Source organism: Cobetia sp. 4B, from assembly GCF_018831605.1.
GTDB lineage: Bacteria > Pseudomonadota > Gammaproteobacteria > Pseudomonadales > Halomonadaceae > Cobetia > Cobetia amphilecti.
In genome coordinates this window covers 1,858,081-1,876,049 of record NZ_CP059843.1, presented here as the reverse complement: position 1 = coordinate 1,876,049, position 17,969 = coordinate 1,858,081, and the positions used below count along the sequence as shown (strand labels likewise).

Annotated in this window: 17 protein-coding genes; 10 read left to right on the top strand and 7 right to left on the bottom strand. The window is 61.5% G+C overall.

All coding sequences use genetic code 11. From position 1 onward, the window contains the following. Positions 1–124: 124 nt before the first annotated feature. Positions 125–1,057, bottom strand: coding sequence for a LysR substrate-binding domain-containing protein (locus H2O77_RS08020; protein ID WP_043332766.1), 933 nt, complete (start codon positions 1,055–1,057; stop codon positions 125–127). A 335-nt stretch (positions 1,058–1,392) separates the two neighbouring features. Between H2O77_RS08020 and H2O77_RS18060 the strand changes: the two genes are divergently transcribed. The 3 genes from H2O77_RS18060 (at position 1,393) to H2O77_RS08010 (ending at position 3,909) form a co-directional block, all read left to right on the top strand. After that, positions 1,393–2,073: a hypothetical protein gene (locus H2O77_RS18060; protein WP_276315234.1), complete on the top strand. Its 681-nt coding sequence runs from the start codon at positions 1,393–1,395 to the stop codon at positions 2,071–2,073. After that, the gene (locus H2O77_RS18055) at positions 2,073–2,876 is read left to right on the top strand and encodes a hypothetical protein (RefSeq protein ID WP_276315233.1); all 804 of its coding nucleotides are present in this window, start codon (positions 2,073–2,075) and stop codon (positions 2,874–2,876) included. Before H2O77_RS18060 ends, H2O77_RS18055 begins: the two co-directional genes overlap by 1 nt. Positions 2,877–3,039: 163 nt before the next feature. Continuing rightward, entirely contained in the window at positions 3,040–3,909 is an 870-nt protein-coding gene (locus H2O77_RS08010) for a DUF1989 domain-containing protein (RefSeq protein ID WP_215824331.1), read from the top strand. Positions 3,910–4,015: 106 nt separating this feature from the next. Here the strand turns inward: H2O77_RS08010 and H2O77_RS08005 are convergent, their stop codons facing one another. From H2O77_RS08005 to H2O77_RS07995, 3 genes are all read right to left on the bottom strand, one after another. Next, positions 4,016–4,717 carry an HD domain-containing phosphohydrolase gene (locus H2O77_RS08005; protein WP_215824330.1) on the bottom strand — a complete coding sequence of 234 codons (702 nt, stop codon included), beginning with the start codon at positions 4,715–4,717 and terminating at the stop codon, positions 4,016–4,018. A gap of 380 nt (positions 4,718–5,097) precedes the next feature. After that, complete coding sequence (locus H2O77_RS08000; protein ID WP_215824329.1) at positions 5,098–5,991, bottom strand: LysR family transcriptional regulator; 894 nt, start codon at positions 5,989–5,991, stop codon at positions 5,098–5,100. 382 nt (positions 5,992–6,373) lie between these two features. Beyond that, a complete protein-coding gene (locus H2O77_RS07995; RefSeq protein WP_240548754.1) occupies positions 6,374–8,524 on the bottom strand; it encodes a TonB-dependent siderophore receptor in 2,151 nt (716 codons plus the stop codon). Positions 8,525–8,908: 384 nt separating this feature from the next. On the opposite strand from H2O77_RS07995, the gene H2O77_RS07990 reads away from it, so the two are divergent. Then, entirely contained in the window at positions 8,909–9,430 is a 522-nt protein-coding gene (locus H2O77_RS07990) for a TetR/AcrR family transcriptional regulator (RefSeq protein ID WP_215824328.1), read from the top strand. After that, positions 9,427–10,491: an alcohol dehydrogenase family protein gene (locus H2O77_RS07985; RefSeq protein ID WP_215824327.1), complete on the top strand. Its 1,065-nt coding sequence runs from the start codon at positions 9,427–9,429 to the stop codon at positions 10,489–10,491. The genes H2O77_RS07990 and H2O77_RS07985 overlap by 4 nt, the downstream gene beginning before the upstream one ends. A 146-nt stretch (positions 10,492–10,637) precedes the next feature. On the opposite strand, the gene yghU is transcribed toward H2O77_RS07985, so the two are convergent. Beyond that, positions 10,638–11,501, bottom strand: a complete 864-nt coding sequence (gene yghU / locus H2O77_RS07980; RefSeq protein ID WP_131431944.1) for a glutathione-dependent disulfide-bond oxidoreductase — start codon at positions 11,499–11,501, stop codon at positions 10,638–10,640. A gap of 384 nt (positions 11,502–11,885) precedes the next feature. On the opposite strand from yghU, the gene H2O77_RS07975 reads away from it, so the two are divergent. The 3 genes from H2O77_RS07975 (at position 11,886) to H2O77_RS07965 (ending at position 14,068) form a co-directional block, all read left to right on the top strand. Then, positions 11,886–12,455 (top strand): manganese efflux pump MntP family protein, encoded by a 570-nt coding sequence (locus H2O77_RS07975; protein ID WP_215824326.1) that lies wholly within the window; start codon positions 11,886–11,888, stop codon positions 12,453–12,455. Between the two features lie 264 nt (positions 12,456–12,719). Continuing rightward, entirely contained in the window at positions 12,720–13,259 is a 540-nt protein-coding gene (locus H2O77_RS07970; protein WP_213114137.1) for a redoxin domain-containing protein, read from the top strand. A 293-nt stretch (positions 13,260–13,552) separates the two neighbouring features. After that, positions 13,553–14,068 carry a DUF3455 domain-containing protein gene (locus H2O77_RS07965; RefSeq protein ID WP_043332782.1) on the top strand — a complete coding sequence of 172 codons (516 nt, stop codon included), beginning with the start codon at positions 13,553–13,555 and terminating at the stop codon, positions 14,066–14,068. Positions 14,069–14,376: 308 nt separating this feature from the next. On the opposite strand, the gene H2O77_RS07960 is transcribed toward H2O77_RS07965, so the two are convergent. Together H2O77_RS07960 and H2O77_RS07955 are read right to left on the bottom strand one after the other, a co-directional pair. After that, positions 14,377–15,411 (bottom strand): hypothetical protein, encoded by a 1,035-nt coding sequence (locus H2O77_RS07960; protein ID WP_215824325.1) that lies wholly within the window; start codon positions 15,409–15,411, stop codon positions 14,377–14,379. Between the two features lie 96 nt (positions 15,412–15,507). Continuing rightward, complete coding sequence (locus tag H2O77_RS07955) at positions 15,508–16,116, bottom strand: XRE family transcriptional regulator (RefSeq protein ID WP_240548753.1); 609 nt, start codon at positions 16,114–16,116, stop codon at positions 15,508–15,510. 111 nt (positions 16,117–16,227) lie between these two features. On the opposite strand from H2O77_RS07955, the gene rhtA reads away from it, so the two are divergent. Further along, complete coding sequence (gene rhtA / locus H2O77_RS07950) at positions 16,228–17,121, top strand: threonine/homoserine exporter RhtA (RefSeq protein WP_054556012.1); 894 nt, start codon at positions 16,228–16,230, stop codon at positions 17,119–17,121. A 181-nt stretch (positions 17,122–17,302) separates the two neighbouring features. Then, complete coding sequence (locus H2O77_RS07945) at positions 17,303–17,842, top strand: TspO/MBR family protein (protein WP_240548752.1); 540 nt, start codon at positions 17,303–17,305, stop codon at positions 17,840–17,842. Positions 17,843–17,969 lie beyond the last annotated feature (127 nt).

The following is a 17,969-nucleotide window of genomic DNA, read 5'->3' as shown; positions in this document are numbered from 1 at the left end:
CTCAGGTCATGTCTCAGGTCATGGCCCATGCCGTAACATGAGCGCTTGCACAAGAAAGCCCCGCCGAATCCCGGCGGGGCTTTTGCGTTGCGTGCGTCATTGCCCGAGATAGAGATGTCCGCCGTCAGGGCTGGCGGCGGCTGACGATGACCCCGCTGTCGGCCGCTTCTCCCTCGGCGGCGATTTGCGCGCGCATCCAGTCGCAGAATTGCTGCACATGTCTGGCGGGCTGCGGGTGATGGAACAGCCAATAGGCACGCTGGCGATTGGCGGCCATCTCGAACAGGCATTCCAGGGTGCCGTCCTCAAGCTCCTTGCGGATCAGGCGTGGCGGACACAGCGCGACCCCCTGCCCCGCGACCACCGCAGCACTCAGCAGACTGAAATCCTGATAGAGATCGCCCTTGTCGAGCTGGGAGGGATACAGCCCGCAATTGTTGAACCAGTCATGCCAGGGCTGGCGCGACTGATCGTGAATCAGCTCCAGCTTCAACAGATCCGCCGGCTGGGACGGGCGGCGGTGATGCTCCAGATACAGCGGACTGGCCACCGGCTGGGTGGCCCCCGAAAACAAGCGGAACGCCTGTGATGCCTTGTCCGGGAGTTCGTCCTGCCAGGTGATCATCACATCGACCTCCGGCAGCAGCCCCCGCGCACTGATGCCGGCATATTGAAGGCTGACCGCGATATCGGGGCATTGCTCGCGAAAGCTGTTGAGCCGCGGGATCAGCCAGCGCACCGCCACCGAGGGAAGACAGCTGACGCGCAGCTGACGCCGCTGATGCACGCCTTGTGGGTCGACCTCGAATTCGGCCACCGACTGCTCGATTCTGGCAAAGCCGGCCTGCAGGCCATCGGCCAGTCGGCGTCCGGCGTGTGACAGCACCACGCCGCGTCCAGCCCGCTCCAGCAGACTGACCTCCAGCGTGGCCTCCAGGCGGCGGATCTGGTGACTCACCGCCGACTGGGTGATGTTGAGCTCATCCGCAGCCGCGGTGATGCTCCCCAGGCGTGACACGACCTCGAAGGCATTGAGCGATGACAGACTGGGTCGCATGGGATGTCCTTGATGACTGGCCTGGCCGGGTGCCAGAAACCGGGTGCCAGAAACTGGGTGCCGAGTTCCTGTGCCAAGCGCTGTGCTGTACTGAGCGCTTGCGAGAGCGCCCTGATGGAAGAAAGGCGTCAATCAGCATGTGACGGCAACCCATGACATGAAGTCATAGGTTAAACGAAAAATGGTCATTTTTCTGCAATCCACCTCATGGCTAAGGTGAAGGTGTCAGTGATATTGCCAGCTCCCCGCTGCTTGTTCCGCGCAAGCCTGCTGGAACACGACACCACTGGTGAACAATAACAAGACGCCTCGGCGTCACCATGAGGTCTCCTAGGATGAACTTACCTGTCCTGCTGTCGTTCGGGCTCTATCTGCTGCTGATGCTGGGCATCGGCATCTACTTCTATCGCATCACCCACAATCTGTCGGATTACATACTCGGGGGACGCGGCTTGCCGCCAAGCGTCGCGGCCTTGAGTGCCGGCGCCTCCGATCTCAGCGGCTGGGCCCTGATGGGCCTGCCCGGCGCCATCTTCAGTGGTGGCCTCTCGCAAGCCTGGATCGCGGTCTGGACCCTGGTCGGCGTCTACCTGAACTGGACCCTGGTCGCCGAGCGACTGCGCGTGTTCACCGAAGCGGCCGGCAATGCGCTGACGGTGCCGGACTATCTGGAAGCGCGTTTCGAAGACCGCTCACGCGTGCTACGCACCCTGTCTTCCGTGGTCATGCTGGTGTTCTTCACCTTCTATGTCTCGGCGGGTCTAGTCGGTGGTGCCGTGCTGTTCGAAGGGCTCTTCGATATCGATTACCGCGTCGCACTGTGGTTGGGCGCGCTGGTCATCGTCGGCTATACCTTCCTCGGTGGCTTCCTCGCCGCCTCATGGACCGACCTCATCCAGGGCCTGATGATGGCCGTCTCGCTGTGTGCCGTGGCTGCCATGACGGCAGTGGCGCTGTTCGGCGATGGCGCAGCCGCCCCGGCAGCGGCGCAGGATGTCGCCCCATCGGTGGCCTGATGGAAGGCGTGACCTTCCTGGGCATGCTGTCGCTGGCCGGCTGGGCGATCGGCTACTGTGGCCAGCCACACGTCGTGGTGCGTTTCATGGCCGTGCGCAAGCGTGAAGATATCAAGGTGTCGCGGCGTATCGCCCTGCTGTGGTCCGCCATCACCATGGCGGCTGCGGTATCAGTAGGCGTACTGGGTTACTACTGGTTCGGCGGTGAGCTGGGTGGTGGTCTCACGGACAGCGAGCGTGTCTTCATCTCCCTGAGCCAGATCATGCTCAACCCCTGGGTGGCAGGCTTCATTCTGGCCGGCGTCCTGGCCGCGATCATGAGCACCGTCGATTCCCAGCTGCTGGTCTGCTCCAGCGCCATCGCCGAAGACATCTACCGTGGCCTGATTCGCCCCCAGGCAACGCAGAAGGAGCTGGTCTGGCTGAGCCGTGCCAGCGTGATCGGCATCGCACTGCTGGCCACCGTGATGGGCAGCGAGCGTGACAGCAGCATCCTGGGCCTGGTGTCCTACGCCTGGGGTGGCTTCGGCGCCGCCTTCGGTCCCGTCATCCTGCTGTCACTGTTCTGGCGTGGCATGACCCCCAATGGCGCCATCGCCGGCTTGCTGGTCGGTGCCCTCACCGTCGCGATCTGGAAGCCGCTGAGCGGCGGCCCGCTGGAGATATTCGACATGTTCGAGGTCGTACCCGGCTTCCTGTTCGCCCTGATCGCCGTCGTCCTCGTCAGCCGCATGAACGCAGAACCTGCCGCCAGCGCCTGCTTCGACCGTCTGATGAAGCACTGGCGCCGCGAACAGGCATGACCCCGCGCAGGGGGACCGAGAACCTCCCCCTGCGCCCTGCAGATACCGCCACTGCCGGCCATCACACTTGCCGGCAGTGCACGAAAGCCCCCAGCCGGGCAGCGAATTCCAGGCAGTCCGGCCTGGTCATCAGATCCAATTTCGACTCACGAGGAGTCCTGTCATGAGTGATGTACCTGCCGCCTATCAAGCCAGCAAGGGTTCGATTCTGGACGTCGATCGCGACTTCTACGACAGCCTCACCGAAGGCGAGGCCGAGCGCACCCTGGTCGCGACCCATACCGTGCCGCTGCGCGATGGCCTGGCGTGGGAAGTGCCGGCGGGCCACGTGCTGCGCATCAAGATCACCGAGGGTTCACAGGTCGGCGATTTCAACATGTGGAACCTGCACAACCCGCGTGAGCGCATGTGGGCGTCTCGCACCCGCCAGCTGCAGCGCGCGCATGTCAGCACCTATGATCGCCTGTGGTCCACACTGCCCTACCTGCGCCCGATGGCAACCATCATCGATGACACCCTCGCCGACTATGGCGTCGATGCAGAAGGCGGTCGCGTGCATGACCTGCTGGGCACGCGCTGCGACCCCTACGTCAATCGCCTGCTGACCGGCGAGGACTTCGATCACCACTGCCACTCCAATCTGGTGCGCGCGGTGGAGCCCTGGGGCCTGACCGAATTCGATATCCACGATGTGCTCAACATCTTCCAGTGCACCGGCCTCAACAATGAAGACAAGTACTTCATGAAGGCCTGTCCGGCACGCAAGGGCGATTACCTGGAGTTCTTCGCCGAGACGGACCTGCTGTGCGCGATGTCCTGCTGCCCGGGTGGCGATCTGTCAGTGGACCTGTGGGGCCCTGATGCGCGTGACCCGCTCGAGACCTGCAACCCGCTCGGTGTCGAGATCTACCAACTGGAAGGCGACGTGCTCGCAGGCTGGGAGTCGCCCAAGGTCGCGGCATACGCCGGCAATCACGGCCGCCAGCACCCCACCACCGATTGGGCCGCCATCAAGCGTGAGCGCTGCTGCTGATGCGGCTTTTGACACGCTGATCGCCTTTAGCGGGTACTGATGTGACAAAGCCCCTGCCGAGACTCTCGACAGGGGGCTTTGCCTTTCATGTACGGACATCGCCGCCTTATCCCCGGCTTGTCTGCTCATACAAACGCCGATGCTCGGCATGCAGCGATGTCCACAGCGGCGCCATGCGGGCGATCAGATAAGGATCATACTGCTTGCCGGATTCTTCGCTGAACAACCCGACCAGACGCTTCAACGACCAACCCGGCTTGTAGGCGCGCGGCGAAGCCAGGGCATCGAAGACATCCATCATCGCGGCTACCTGACAATGCAGTGGCAAGGCACCCCCGGTGGACCCGGCAGGATACCCTTGGCCATTCCAGCCCTCGTGGTGGGTGATCGCCACCAGGCTAGCCAGCGCTCTCAGGGGGCCGCGCAGCGTAAACAGCAGGCGCCCGCCGTGACTGGCATGATCGCGCATCGTGATACGCTCCTCATCACTGAGCCCACGCGGCGCATTCAGAAGCTCCGTCGAGATGCCGACCTTGCCGATATCATGCAGCAAGGCCGCGCTATGCAGGTCATGCAGTGGCACCTTGCGCTGACCGGACGGCAACAGCCTTGCGTAGAGAAATACCGTCAGCCCCGCCACCCGCCAGGAATGCGCCAGGGTATCGCCATGATGACGATGAAGGAGGCGCGCCAGGGCCAGAACTCCGGGTTCGAGCGTCTTCGCCCCAAGGGGCGGCTTGAAGAGGTAATCCGGCAAGGGGGCATCACCGGCGGGCGCGAATCGCGTCGCGCACAGGGCATTTTTCATGGGGGCTCCCTGTTCAATCTGCCTATCAAGGGTCGTGAGTCATCAGGGGGCTCATGATCGATGCACCAGATAGGGTCGCATCAGCCCGGAATGACGAACGCCTATTTCTCGTTCGTTTTTTAGATTTGTGTTTCACATCCGTCTCGCAAGCTCGTGCCTTCATATCCGCTTCGAAGACCAGCTCTTCCAAGACCCTGCACTTGCTAAAAAGGACTTGCTAAAAAGGACTTGATAGACAGCACTTGATAGAAAGCACGTGATAAAAGGTACCTGGTGAATATTAGGCGATAATAATGACGTGTCTCAATGTTTCCTTCATCAAATCTTTACCTTATTCGTATTGCAGCATGACGCATACCGCGCTCAGAGACGCGCGCATATCATCTCGCGAACCATTCCAGCAGATGCTCGATCAAGCGCACCGTGCGCAGCGGGCGATGGCGCTCACGATGATAGATCAATGACAACGGTACATCCGCCGGCTGCCAGTCACTCAGCAACTCCTGCAGCTCCCCTCGCGCGATGGCTGATTCACAGTAGAGCCTGGGCACGCGAATGATGCCATTGCCGGCGATGGCACCACTGACCAGCACGTGCCCGTTGCGGCACTCAAGCTGAGCCCCGACATCCACCTGCAATTCGCGAGACTCTGCCCCGCGTGCGGTGAAGGACCAGCGCGAGACCGAGCCGACCAGGCAGCGGTGATCCACCAGCTCGCCGGGCGTATTCGGCGCGCCATGGCGGGCGAGATAGTCGGGGCTGGCCACCACCACGTAGGGCAATGTCATCAGCGGACGCGCGATGAAGTCAGCATCCTCGAGGGAGCCCATGCGCAGGGCGATATCGAAATCATCACGAATCAGGTTCACGCGATGACTGCTGAAATCCAGCTCCACCTGCACTTGCGGCCATGTCTGCATGAAGGCGTGCACGGCGGGTGCCAGCAGCCGCTCGCCGATCGGCCCGCCGACGCTGTTGATGCGCAGCCGTCCGCGCATGGCATTGCGCTCCTCACGTACCAGCGTGACGATCTGGGTGATGTCGCCCAACGCACTGCGACACTGGGCATGCAGCAGATGACCGCTCTCGGTGAGTCGCAACGAGCGTGTCGAACGCTGCATCAGCGACACGCCCAGTGCCTGTTCAAGCGCAGTCACCTGTTTGGAGACCTGCGACCGCGACACGCCCAACTGCTCGGCGGCGCGGGTGAAGCTGCCATGATCCGCCGTCATGACGAAGGCACGAATATCGGCCAGAGGAAGCGACTCGAGCATGGGGCTCTCCAGGCAGGTGTGATGTCGAGAGGGAACACAGAGGCAGGCACGCCAAGACACTCAGTCACAGAGCATCATGCCAGCAGTCTACCAGCCGCATCGACGGCTTCAGCGGCAGCGCAGGCTTTCATCACAAGGCCTCCCCGACGATAGATGGCGCGTGAAGATCCTTGGCATTAGATAACGCATACAAAAAGGGGCGCTGATGTGCGCCCCTTTTTATTTCTAGATCATCAGTTCACCCGACTTCCGTAACTGGCTTATATCGTCTGTCTTGCCTGTCTAGATGTCGTGACTGTCTATATGCCGTGACTGTCTATATGTCGTGACTATCCTGGCATCTAGCCGCCCCTGGCGAGTCAGCTTGCCAGAGGGAGCCGGATTACCAGCCGACGCTGGCCGACAGGGTGATTTCCATCGGGTCACCCACCAGCACGCGGGTATCGCCGCCGCTGCCGTAGTAGTAACCCGTATCGAACAGGTTCTTCGCATTCAGCTTGAATTCGGTGTCCGGGCCGAAGAAGTCATGACGCCAGCCGACGAAGGCATCTGCCACGGTGTAGGCATCCATCGAGAAGCTGTTGTCATCATCGCCTTCACGCTCGCCGACATAGCGCACGCCACCGCCGACACGCCACTCGCCGTAGGACGGATCGATCGCCAGATCATGTGCCAGATAGAGGCTGGCCGCGTTGAGCGCCGCATTCGGCAGACGATTGCCCTCGGTGCCTTCGGTATCTTCCAGCACTTCGGTATCGGTGTAGGCATAGCTGAACAGCAAGGAAGTGCGATCCGTCAGGGCCCCTTCGAGGCTGAATTCCAGGCCTTGCGAGCCGGCTTCACCGATGGTGCGAGTCACACCATTGTCAGTGACTGCGACGTTTTCCTTGCGGATCTGGTAGAGCGCCACGGAGGTCGCCAGACGCGGATTCCACTGACGCTTGTAGCCGATCTCGTAGCCCTTGCCGAGCTCGGGGTCGAGGCTCTCGCCGCTGTCACTGTCGCTGCCGTTCGGCACGAAGGATTCGCTGTAGCTGATGTAGGCGGAGCTGGCATCGTCGATGCGATAGAGCAGGTTCGCGGAGGGCAGGAACAGGTCGTCGCTGTAATCGGGGTCAGACACGAAGTCCTCGCCCTGCCCGCTCTGCTGATCAAACCAGGTGTAGCGCCCGCCAAGGCCCAGAATCCACTTGTCGGTCAGATACCAGCGGTCGCTGACATAGACTCCGATGGCCTGGGTCTCGTCGAGACGATTGCTGCGCGAGGTATTGATGTCGTCGGAGGTCACCTGGGCCAGCTGGCCGTGGTTCACGTCGGTGACGGTGGAGACCGTGACGGAATCGCCGAAATAGCGCTCATCCAGATAGTCGCGAGTGGTCTCGTAATCGGCGCCGATGACCAGCTGGTGACGCTGCCCCGCGATCTCGACATCGCCCATGGCGTCCAGCGCCGTGTAGTGCTCGCTGCGATCATAGCCCTGGTTCTCTTCGGCGCGCACGGTCACATCGCCGCTGTCGCTGACGTCGGTGACATTGGCGCGTGCATCGCTGTACTGGCGACGCGTCCAGCCGTAGGTCAGCTTCATGTCCCAGTTGTCGGTGACTTCCTGCTTCCACCAGGCATTGACGGACTCGTCATGGCCATAGACGCGGTTCCAGGATTCATCGAAACGCGTGCCACGCGTGACGTTGGCGGCGCTGCCATTATAGAAGACGGTGCCACGATCGATATCCAGCTCGTAGTCCTGGTACTCGTAGCTGATCTGGGCACTACTGTGCTCGCCTTCCCAACGCAGTGACGGGGCGATGGTGGTGCGACGGTCATTGCCGTACTCGCGCCAGGAGTCTTCATCTTCATGCGACAGGATGAAGCGATAGGCCAGGCCGGTATCCTCGATGGGGCCGGTGGTGTCCAGGGTGGTATTGCCACCGCCGAAGGAGCTGACCTCGCCACTGATCTCGGTATGCGTCTCGTACTGCGGACGCTTGGTGACCATGTTGATCACGCCGCCGGGGTTCTGCTGGCCCTGAAAGAGCGATGACGGCCCCTTGAGCACCTCGACGCGGTCCACGGTCGCCGTGGTGTAGGTACGGCGCGGCTGACGGATGCCGTCGATCAGCATCGAACCATCGCTGTTGCTGCCGAAGCCTCGCTTGACGAAGCCGTCTTCGGTGCCCCCCAGGGTGTTGCCCAGCTGGATACCCGCGACCGGCTGCAGCGCCTCTTCCAGATCATCCAGATTGAAATCATGCATGACCTGCTGGGTCACGACATTGATGGTGCGCGCCTGCTCGAGGAAGTCCACCGATTGCTTGTTGGCCAGGCTCGAGGCCTCGGCGCGGTAGCTGCCCGGCGCCACTTCGCCTTCACGCTCTCCGGTCACCACGATCACCGAATTCGCGACTGGCGACTCGTTTGAGGTGGCACCCTCTGCCGCCAGCGAAGTGCCCGGCAATGCCATCAGGGTGAAGATCAGGCAGGAGAAATGTCCCTTGTTCGTGCTTGCAGCGCTATCCCGAGAATGATTTGGCACCTGAAAACCCTTTGTACGCGATGCGACAGCGTCCTGCTGAACCACACCTTTCCTCTGCTCGATGAGCAGAAAGTGGCCATGACTGACGCCCCCCCGCGCCAGTAAAAGAGTCGCGAATGCTAATCTTTATCAAATGCTACCGCAACGAAAGTGCGTGATTTTTCCGCGGAATGACCTGAGCTTTGCCTTATTTGACGCTCAGAAAACCTCTATTTGCGTAATTCTACTGACATCGAACCGTCACACGCGCAATGCGCGACGTCAGACCATGGGCGCAATGACACAAGGCTTGGGAAACGCCGCATTGACACAGGGAGAATGAGCGCTCTACCCTGCACAGGTAGAACGAACACTCTCCTTCGTTGATTCGACCATGGCACCGACATGATCCAGCACGATATCGCCGCCCGCCTGGAGACGCTCTTCAGCCAGCGCGGCTTCGCAGAACCGAGTGTTGCCGAGCTCAAGGCAGCGTCAGACGTGAGTCTGCGCACCCTCTATCGCCACTTCCCCTCCAAGGAGAGCATGGTGATCGGTGCGCTTCAGCATCGCCACGAGCGCTACATGGCCTTCCTCGAAGAGGGAGTGCCCGAGGATGGCGCTGCGGCGCTCAGCCACCTCTACCAGCGGCTGGGACACTGGATGGCGTTCGAGGCGCCCAATGGCTGCATGTCGGTCAATGCCCTGGCGGCCTTTCCCGACAACCCACAGGTGCGCGAAGCGGTCGATCGCCACAAGCACGAGACTCTCGAGTGGCTCGGCCAACACAGCCGCCGCCCAGACCTCGCCACCGAGCTGTTCCTGATCCATGAAGGCGCCTCCTCCGCCTGGCTGGTGCTGGGCGAGAAGGCCATCGAGGCCGCACTTTCCACCACACTGACCCTGTTGGGAGCACCCCACCGATGAGCTCACTTGCCACAAGCAAAGACAGCATGCACGGCGTCTACCTGACCGGCCATGGCGGCCCGGAAGTGCTGGAAGTGCGTGACGACATTCCTCGCCCGACACCCGGCCCGCGTGACGTGCTGGTGCGGGTCGGCGCGGCTGGCGTCAACAATACCGACCTCAACACGCGGCTGGCCTGGTACTCCAAGGGCGATGGCGAGGCCGAGGATGCCAGCTGGTCCGGGCAGCCGATCCACTTCCCGCGCATCCAGGGGGCCGATATCTGTGGCGAGATCGTCGCGGTCGGCTCTGATGTCAGCCAGGCGCGCCTCGGCGAGCGTGTGCTGATCGAGCCCTGCCTGAGGGAGCACGTCGGCCAGGCGCTGGAGTCCGCCTGGTATATCGGCGCCGAATGCGATGGCGGCTTTGCCGAATATACCCGGGTCGCGGCGCGCCATGCCCTGCGCGTCGAGAGCTCACTCAGCGATGTGGAACTCGCCTCCTTCCCCTGCTCCTACTCCACCGCCGAGAACATGCTGACCCGCGCACGGCTTGCCAAGGGCGAGCGCGTGTTGATCACCGGCGCCTCCGGTGGGGTCGGCTCCGCGGCCGTCCAGCTCGCCAAGGCCCGTGGTGCCCATGTGATCGCCGTGACCAGCGCGGCCAAGGCCGATGCCCTGCGCGATCTCGGAGCCGATGACATCGTGCTGCGCGATCAGCCACTCGACGAGGCGCTCAACGGCCAGAGTGTCGAGGTGGTCATCGATCTGGTGGGCGGCCCGCAATGGCCGCAACTGCTGGATATCCTGGGCTACAAGGGGCGCTACGCCGTCGCGGGTGCCATCGGTGGCGAGATGGTGGAACTCGACCTGCGCACGCTGTATCTGAAGGACTTGAGCTTCTTCGGCTGCACGGTGCTGGAACCGGAGGTCTTCCCCAATCTCGTGCGCCATATCGAGCAAGGCAACATCAAGCCGCTGGTCGCTGAGACCTTCGCGCTAGCCGAGATAGCCACCGCCCAGGAGGTCTTCCAGCAGAAAGGTCACGTGGGCAAGGTCGTGCTCAAGGTCCGTCAGGACTGAAAGCGCCCTGCCCGCGTGACTGGCCAGAATGCAAAAGGGCTACCCGATGGGTAGCCCTTCCTCTGACTGAACGCTCATTGCTCGACGGGCATTGCTTGACGGTCACTGCCTGACAACAAGACAGCCAGACAATCGCGTCGCGATAATCAGTCGCTACGCTTGTCTTCGGTGTTGGTCTCGAAGTCGCTCGCCGAGTGGCGTTCGATCAGCTGCTCCTGCGGCTCTCCCCAGAAACGATTGACCATGCGACCCCGCTTGACCGCCGGGCGTTCGGCAATCGACCTGGCCCAGCGCTGCACGTGCGTGTAGTCCTGCACGGAGAGGAACTCGGCGGCGTCATAGAGCTTGCCTTCGACAAGTGCGCCATACCAGGCATAGATGGCGATATCCGCGATGCTGTATTCGTCACCGGCGATGTAGGCGTTGTCGGCCAGCTGACGATCCAGCACGTCCAGTTGACGCTTGGTCTCCATCGCGAAGCGGTTGATCGGGTACTCGAGCTTCTCCGGGGCGTAAGCATAGAAGTGGCCAAAACCACCGCCCAGGTACGGCGCAGAGCCCATCTGCCAGAACAGCCAGTTCATGACTTCGACACGCTTGGCGGGGTCCTTGGGGATCAAGGCGCCGAACTTCTCGGCCAGATGCAGCAGGATGGAGCCGGATTCGAACACGCGAATCGGCGTCTCGCCGCTTCTATCCATCAGCGCGGGGATCTTGGAATTGGGGTTGATCGCGACGAAATCACTGCCGAACTGATCGCCCTCGCCGATACGGATCGGCCAGGCATCGTATTCGGCGCCGCTATGCCCGAGCGCCAGCAGCTCCTCGAACATGATGGTGGCCTTCACGCCGTTGGGTGTCGCCATGGAGTAAAGCTGGAAGGGATGCTCACCGACCGGCAGCTCCTTGTCATGCGTCGGGCCCGCGATCGGCCGATTGGTACTGGCGAACTTGCCGCCACTCTCGCTTTCCCATGTCCAGACCTTGGGTGGCTGATAACTGTCGCTCATACCCTTGACTCCTTGGCATCCTGTTGAAGCTTCAAGACTGAAGTTTCAAGACTTCGGTGACGTCAGACACGTCGGCGTGGTGCCGCTCTGACTCGGTAGACAAGTTATGACGGTCAGGCGCTCGTGACACAAGGGGATGAAATGACAAGATTTTGTTGCTAGTATGCCACCAGTTTTTGGGGAGTAGCCCGCTCTCGTCACCCAACGAGAGTCTCGGATGTCAACATAGTCGGCAGGCATTGCCGTGGCACCGAGGACCCACCTATCCGATCATGCCCGTGATCAGTCAGGACGAGGTTCGGCGAGACCAATGACAGTCAGACGCTTCCGGCCGGTGGTGTCTTTCTGTTATTGACTCGCAACCGGCCTGGAACATCCTGACTCATGCCTCTGCTACCGACATTTCTGCTCGCCTTTTCCATGTCCTGCGACGCCTTTGCTGCCGCCCTGTGCAAGGGAGCCGCCATACGTCGTCCCTCTCTGAAAGACGCCCTGCGCATCGGCCTCATCTTCGGGGTCATCGAAGCCATCACGCCAGTGATCGGCTGGCTGATCGGCCGCTCACTGGCCGTCTATGTCGAACAGTGGGACCACTGGATCGCCTTCGCCCTGCTGCTGCTGCTCGGTTTGCACATGATTCATGAGGGGCTTTCCAAGGACGAGGAAGACGAGGACTGCACCACGCCACAGTCGTTACCTCGTCTGATGCTGACCGGCCTTTCTACCAGTATCGATGCCATGGCCGTGGGTGCCGGGCTTGCCTTTGCGGGCGTGAACATCGTCACCACTGCGCTGGCGATCGGTACCGCCACCTTCGTGATGGCTAGCGCCGGCGTGATGCTGGGCGGTGTGCTGGGCAAGATGGTCGGCAAGCGCGCGGAAATCATCGGTGGCCTGGTGCTGATCGGCATCGGCACGACCATCCTGCTGGATCACACCGGCTACCTGGGTTGATCCTCTGCTGAAAAGCGCCCCGAACGGCCCCGTGGCGGCCCCGTGGCGGCCCCTGGCGATGAACGCACCCTCGCGTTGCGCCAGGGGCCCCCTTGAAACCCCTGACAATGGCGTCATTCAAGGGGGACACATGGCGCCTCCTGTCGCTGGTCATTCAAGCCGCTTGATTTCTCAGATAGTGATATCCCGACACGTGATATCCGCCGCCTGATCAGCAGTGACATGAAAGCCAACGCCGTGATCTTCCAAAGGGAGCCAGATTGCATGTATACACGCAAGCTTCATCCAGGCAGTGAATTCCCGGCCATCCAGGTCAAACGCAGCGACGGTGAGGCACTGAACCTCGGCAAGCCCCAGGGCGAGCATGACTGGCAGCTGGTCGTGGTCTATCGCGGTAAGCATTGCCCGATCTGCACCAAGTTTCTCAACAAGCTTGAGAGCTATCGCGAGCGCTTCAGCGCCCAGGGCGTCGACCTGGTCGCCGTGTCTGCCGATGATGAGCAGCAGCTCACGCAGCATCGCGAGTCGCTGGAGGTCAACTTCCCGCTCGCGTATGGGCTGACCCTCGAACAGATGCAATTGCTGGGGCTGTTCATCTCGACGCCGCGCAGCGAAAAGGAAACCGATCACGACTTCCCGGAGCCTGCCTTCTTCATCGTCAATGGTGAAGGCAAGATCCAGATTCAGGAAATCGCCAACGCGCCCTTCGTGCGGCCTGATCTGGATACCCTCATCGGTGGCATCGAGTTCATCCGCAAGCCGGATAATGACTACCCGATTCGCGGCACCCGCGATTACGACTAAATCCCCCAGGGTTCATGTCGCCACACAGACGCCCCGCAGCCTTCATGCTGCGGGGCGTCTGTGTATCTGGTCCTGTTGCTTGCTACCTGTCCTTCACCCTGCGCTCTTTGTGCTTATGGCCTCTTTGCATGACGCCGCTGATAGGCGCTGAAAACAAGCCCTGTATAACCACGAAAAAAAATGTGATCCCGTGACATCCAGACGAGAAAGGCCAGCGTTATGAACAGTGCAAGGGAGACAACGACACACCTGCAACCGCTAGCTGAACCTTACATGTCTACGGAGTCGTCAAGATGAAAACAATCGCCTGTATCTCTGGTATTTTCGCAGCCCTCGCATTGAGCCCGCTGGCTCAGGCCATGGACGTTCCCGAAAGCGTCACGGTGCCAAAAGGCAATGAAGTCGCCATGGAAACCGTCGGTGTCGGCAAGATCAAATGGGCCTGCGAAGCCAAGGACGATGGCACCATGGGCTGGGTCTTCAAGGGTCCGGATGCTGCTCTGAATGATGCCGATGGCAAGCAGGTCGGCAAATACTATGGTCCGCCCGCCACCTGGGAATCCATGGATGGCTCCAAGATCACCGGCACACAGCTGGCGGTAGAGCCCAACGGCAAGGGCAATATTCCGCTGCAGCTGGTCGAGGCCAACCCGGCCGAAGGTGAAGGGCACATGCAGGGCGTCACCTATGTTCAGCGCCTCAATACCCAGGGCGGTGCCGCACCTGACATGGCCTGCGATGAAGCCCACAAGGACAAGGTCGAAATCGTGATGTACCAGGCCGATTATCTGTTCTACAAGGCCATGTAATCTCAAGCCTTGAATAGAATGGATTCACCACTCGATGTCGTGTAACAAAGCGCATTGACACAGGGAAGGTGAGATCATGAAAAGCCCCGACATGCACAGGCATGTCGGGGCTTTGTCGTCATCAATCCCTGCGGGGAAATAATGATTCAGCGTGGAGCTCAATCAGCAACGCGCAGGCGATAACAGAAGTGCTAACAGAGAAGATCAGGGAGGCCATCACGAAGACAGTCAGCCCCCCCATTTCGGTGCAAAAGCCGTGAGTTTGTTTCCCCGGCCTTTGAACCGATCTCTAATCCGATAAGCTGCCGTCAGACCAGCGCCAGCATCGTATAGGGCGCTTCACAGGAGTGACGCTCATCGCGTTCATCCACGCTGCCCAGCTCATGATTGCGATCATTGTCATAGACCACGAACAGCCGTTCGCGATCCAGTACCGCAAGCCCTTCCGCCTTGTGCTCGAACTCCAGCACGCGACCATCCTCATGCGTCACCAGCGTCGGGGGCTTGCCTGCATGGAAGTCCGAAAGCGACAGCACCCACAGATAGCCCCCGATCACCTCTTCACTGCCCTCGGTCTCGAAGCTGGTCACCAGGTAGAGACGTGCGTGATAGGGATCATATTCCAGGCTCGAAAGACCACACTCGTGATTCACGCCCTCATACTCGGCGGGGTCAAAGGCATAGACGTCGTGAAGGTCCTCGATGAACTCGATATTGTCGCTGTCGGTCATGGCATAGCGCGCCCCGATGACGCGTCGCACGTACGCGAAGTCATCATGCGAGTTGCCTTGTTCGCGCACCCCGAACAGGATCAGCCCATCGCCCTTGTCACTCGGGACGACCGCCAGACCTTCGATCTTGTAGTACGGCTGGCCAATGGCCGCTTCCAGCTTCTGACGGAATTCCAGTGAGCCCTCGACCCCGTCACGCGGGTCCGGGTCGACCACCTGCACCTTGTCCGGCTCGCCCAGCGGCCAGATCAACAGGTGGTTGTAGGCATTCAGGGCATGGCTCTCGCTGTCGATGCGATCAAACCCGGTGGTCGCCAACATGTGACGGCCATCGGTGGTCAACGCGAAGTCTTCATATTTGACCGCCTGACGGATAAGCGGCGTGGTCAGATACTCAAGCTGACTGTCATCGGGCCCTTGCGAATCCAGAGGCAAGGAGAAGACCGCCGAGCGTCCCTCGCCCGGAATCGGCTTGTCACTCGCCATCAACAGACGCTCGCCGTCATAGGCCACGGCGGAAATCTCGGCGTTCACCAGCTTGCCCTCCTCATCCTTCAAGCCGGCCGGAAAACAATGGATCGTGCCCTGTTGCGTGATACGTACCTTCGCCATGCATGGCTCCTTGAAATGAAACGTCATGACAGTGGGACAGGCCATGCAGGATTGAGTTCGTGCTAACCACTTGAAGACCTTGAACCACAATCACCATCAGTGCAGCACATTGCGAATAAAGCGCAGCATCCCGGTGCCCGTGTTGTGGTAGCGGTAGGCCTGATCACTGGGATAGACATGGAAATCCCCAGCGTGAATGACGATTTCCTCACGTTCCAGCGTGAGGGTCAGCTCGCCTTGCGTGACCACCAGCATCTCGTGCCAGCCGGCATCATCGGGCGCGGAGTCATAGTGCTCGCCGGGGGCAAGAGTCCAGTCCCATAACTCGACTTCCTGGGTCGCCGGTTTGCTGGCCAGCAGCACCGCGCGGCTTTCGGGCGCCTGCCCGACCCACGCCACCTCATTGATGCGTGCCGAGTCTTCGCTTTCCGGGGGCTGCACCAGCGCGTAGAAAAGTACCCCAAGCGCCTCGGCGAGCTTGTCGAGCGTGCCCAGGCTGACATTGACGTCGCCCTTCTCGATATTCACCAGCATGCGGCGGCTGATCTCGGCCTGATCCGCGAGTGCCTGCTGGCTCAGCTCGGCGGCCAGACGCAGACGGCGAACATTGGCCGCGACATGGACCAGAACATCGGGTCGATCTTTACTGTTGTGCAATATAGTGCGCATCCGTACAATCCCGCTGACGATGAGGGAAGCCGGCATCCCACTGGCCTCAAGCTCCCTTCCCTTGCTACCTCAATGTCCCTGAATCATGCCGCATGTGTTCTTGACTGACCATGCCCGTCATCCACTGGATCGCTCAAGGAGCCCCCCATGTCCGTTGCCGTCGCCGCCTCCTCTTCTCGTCTGTGGCCCGTCGCCATGCTGCTGGTCGCCATGTGCTCGATCCAGAGCGGTGCTTCGCTGGCCACTTCCCTGTTCCCGATGATCGGCGCGGCGGGCGCGACGGCGATTCGTTTGATCATCGCCTCGATTCTGCTGCTGGCCATTCTGCGCCCGTGGCGCAAGCCGGTGACGCGCAAGGCCTGGAAGTCCATCACCATCTACGGCGTGGCGCTGGGCGTGATGAACCTGCTGTTCTACCAGGCCCTCAAGACGGTACCGCTGGGCATCGCCGTGGCACTGGAATTCACCGGCCCGCTGGCCGTGGCGCTGCTGAGCTCGCGCCGCTGGATCGATCTTGGCTGGGTGGCGCTGGCGATCACCGGGCTGGTACTGCTGTTGTTGCTGGGTGAGGACACCGCCGCGCCGATCGACCCCGTCGGTGCCGCCTTCGCCCTCGGCGCTGGTCTCTGCTGGGCGCTGTATATCCTGTTTGGCCAGAAGGCCGGCGCAGGCAATGGCACCCAGAGCGCGGCGCTGGGCATCACGATCGCGGCGGTGGTGGTCGCGCCCGTCGGCCTGATGGAGGCCGGCAGCGCCATGTTTTCGGTCGATATCCTGCCGTTGGCACTGGCCGTCGCGGTGCTCTCGACCGCGCTGCCCTACACCCTCGAGATGGTGGCCTTGCCGCGCCTGCCGACTCACACCTTCGGCACCCTGATGAGTCTGGAACCCGCCATCGGGGCGCTCTCCGGCCTGTTGTTCCTCGGTCAGACGCTGGGCATCTTCCAGTGGCTCGCCATCGGTCTGGTCATCGCCGCCTCGGTGGGTACGACGCTGACCGGTCGCAGCAAGGAAGTCTTCGATGGGCCGGTGCCGGATTGAGGATGTCCCCGCCGTCCGCAGCTGAGCCGTTCAGATGTTCCGTTCAGCTGAACCGGGCAGACGTACCTCTCAGCTGAACCGTTCAGGTGCCCCTTTCAGGAAGAACGGGACGGTGAATCAGGACGCAGCGTGGGATATCGTGTCTTTCTCTATCACGCTTTTCGAGACAGGAGACCGCCAGATGACATCGCCACGTTCCGCGTCTTCCTCACCCTCCGCTGCGCGCTCTACCGCCCAGATGGTGGTGTGGTTCGGGCTGAGCTTCCTCACTGCCGCCATCGGCGCGCTGGCCTCGGTTGATGCGAAGACCTTCTATGCAAGCCTCACCCAACCGGCCTGGGCCCCGCCGGCGGGTGCCTTCGGGCCGGTGTGGACGGCGCTGTTCGTGATGATGGCGCTCGCCGCCTGGCGTGTCGCGCGCGATGGCTTGCATGCCAGCAATGGCTTCCGTTGGCGCCATCGTCTGGCGCTCGGGCTGTTCGTGGTGCAGCTGGTCGTCAACGGCCTGTGGAGCTGGCTGTTCTTCGCCTGGCATCTCGGTCAGGCGGCGTTCATCGACGTGCTGGTGCTGTGGACGCTGATCGCCGTCACCCTGATCGCCTTCTGGCGTATCAGTCGCCTGGCCGGGCTGTTGATGCTGCCCTATCTGGCGTGGGTGACGCTGGCCAGTGCGCTGACCTGGTCCGTCTGGCAAGCCAATCCGGCCCTGCTGGGCGGGTGAGCCGGCAACGATCGACCTGACGGCAGATGAGCGGCCAGCACTCGGCCCCCGACGCCAGAACATCCCTCGCGGACACCAAACGCCAACGCCCGGCCGAGACTCCTGCAGAGTCTCGGCCGGGCGTTGG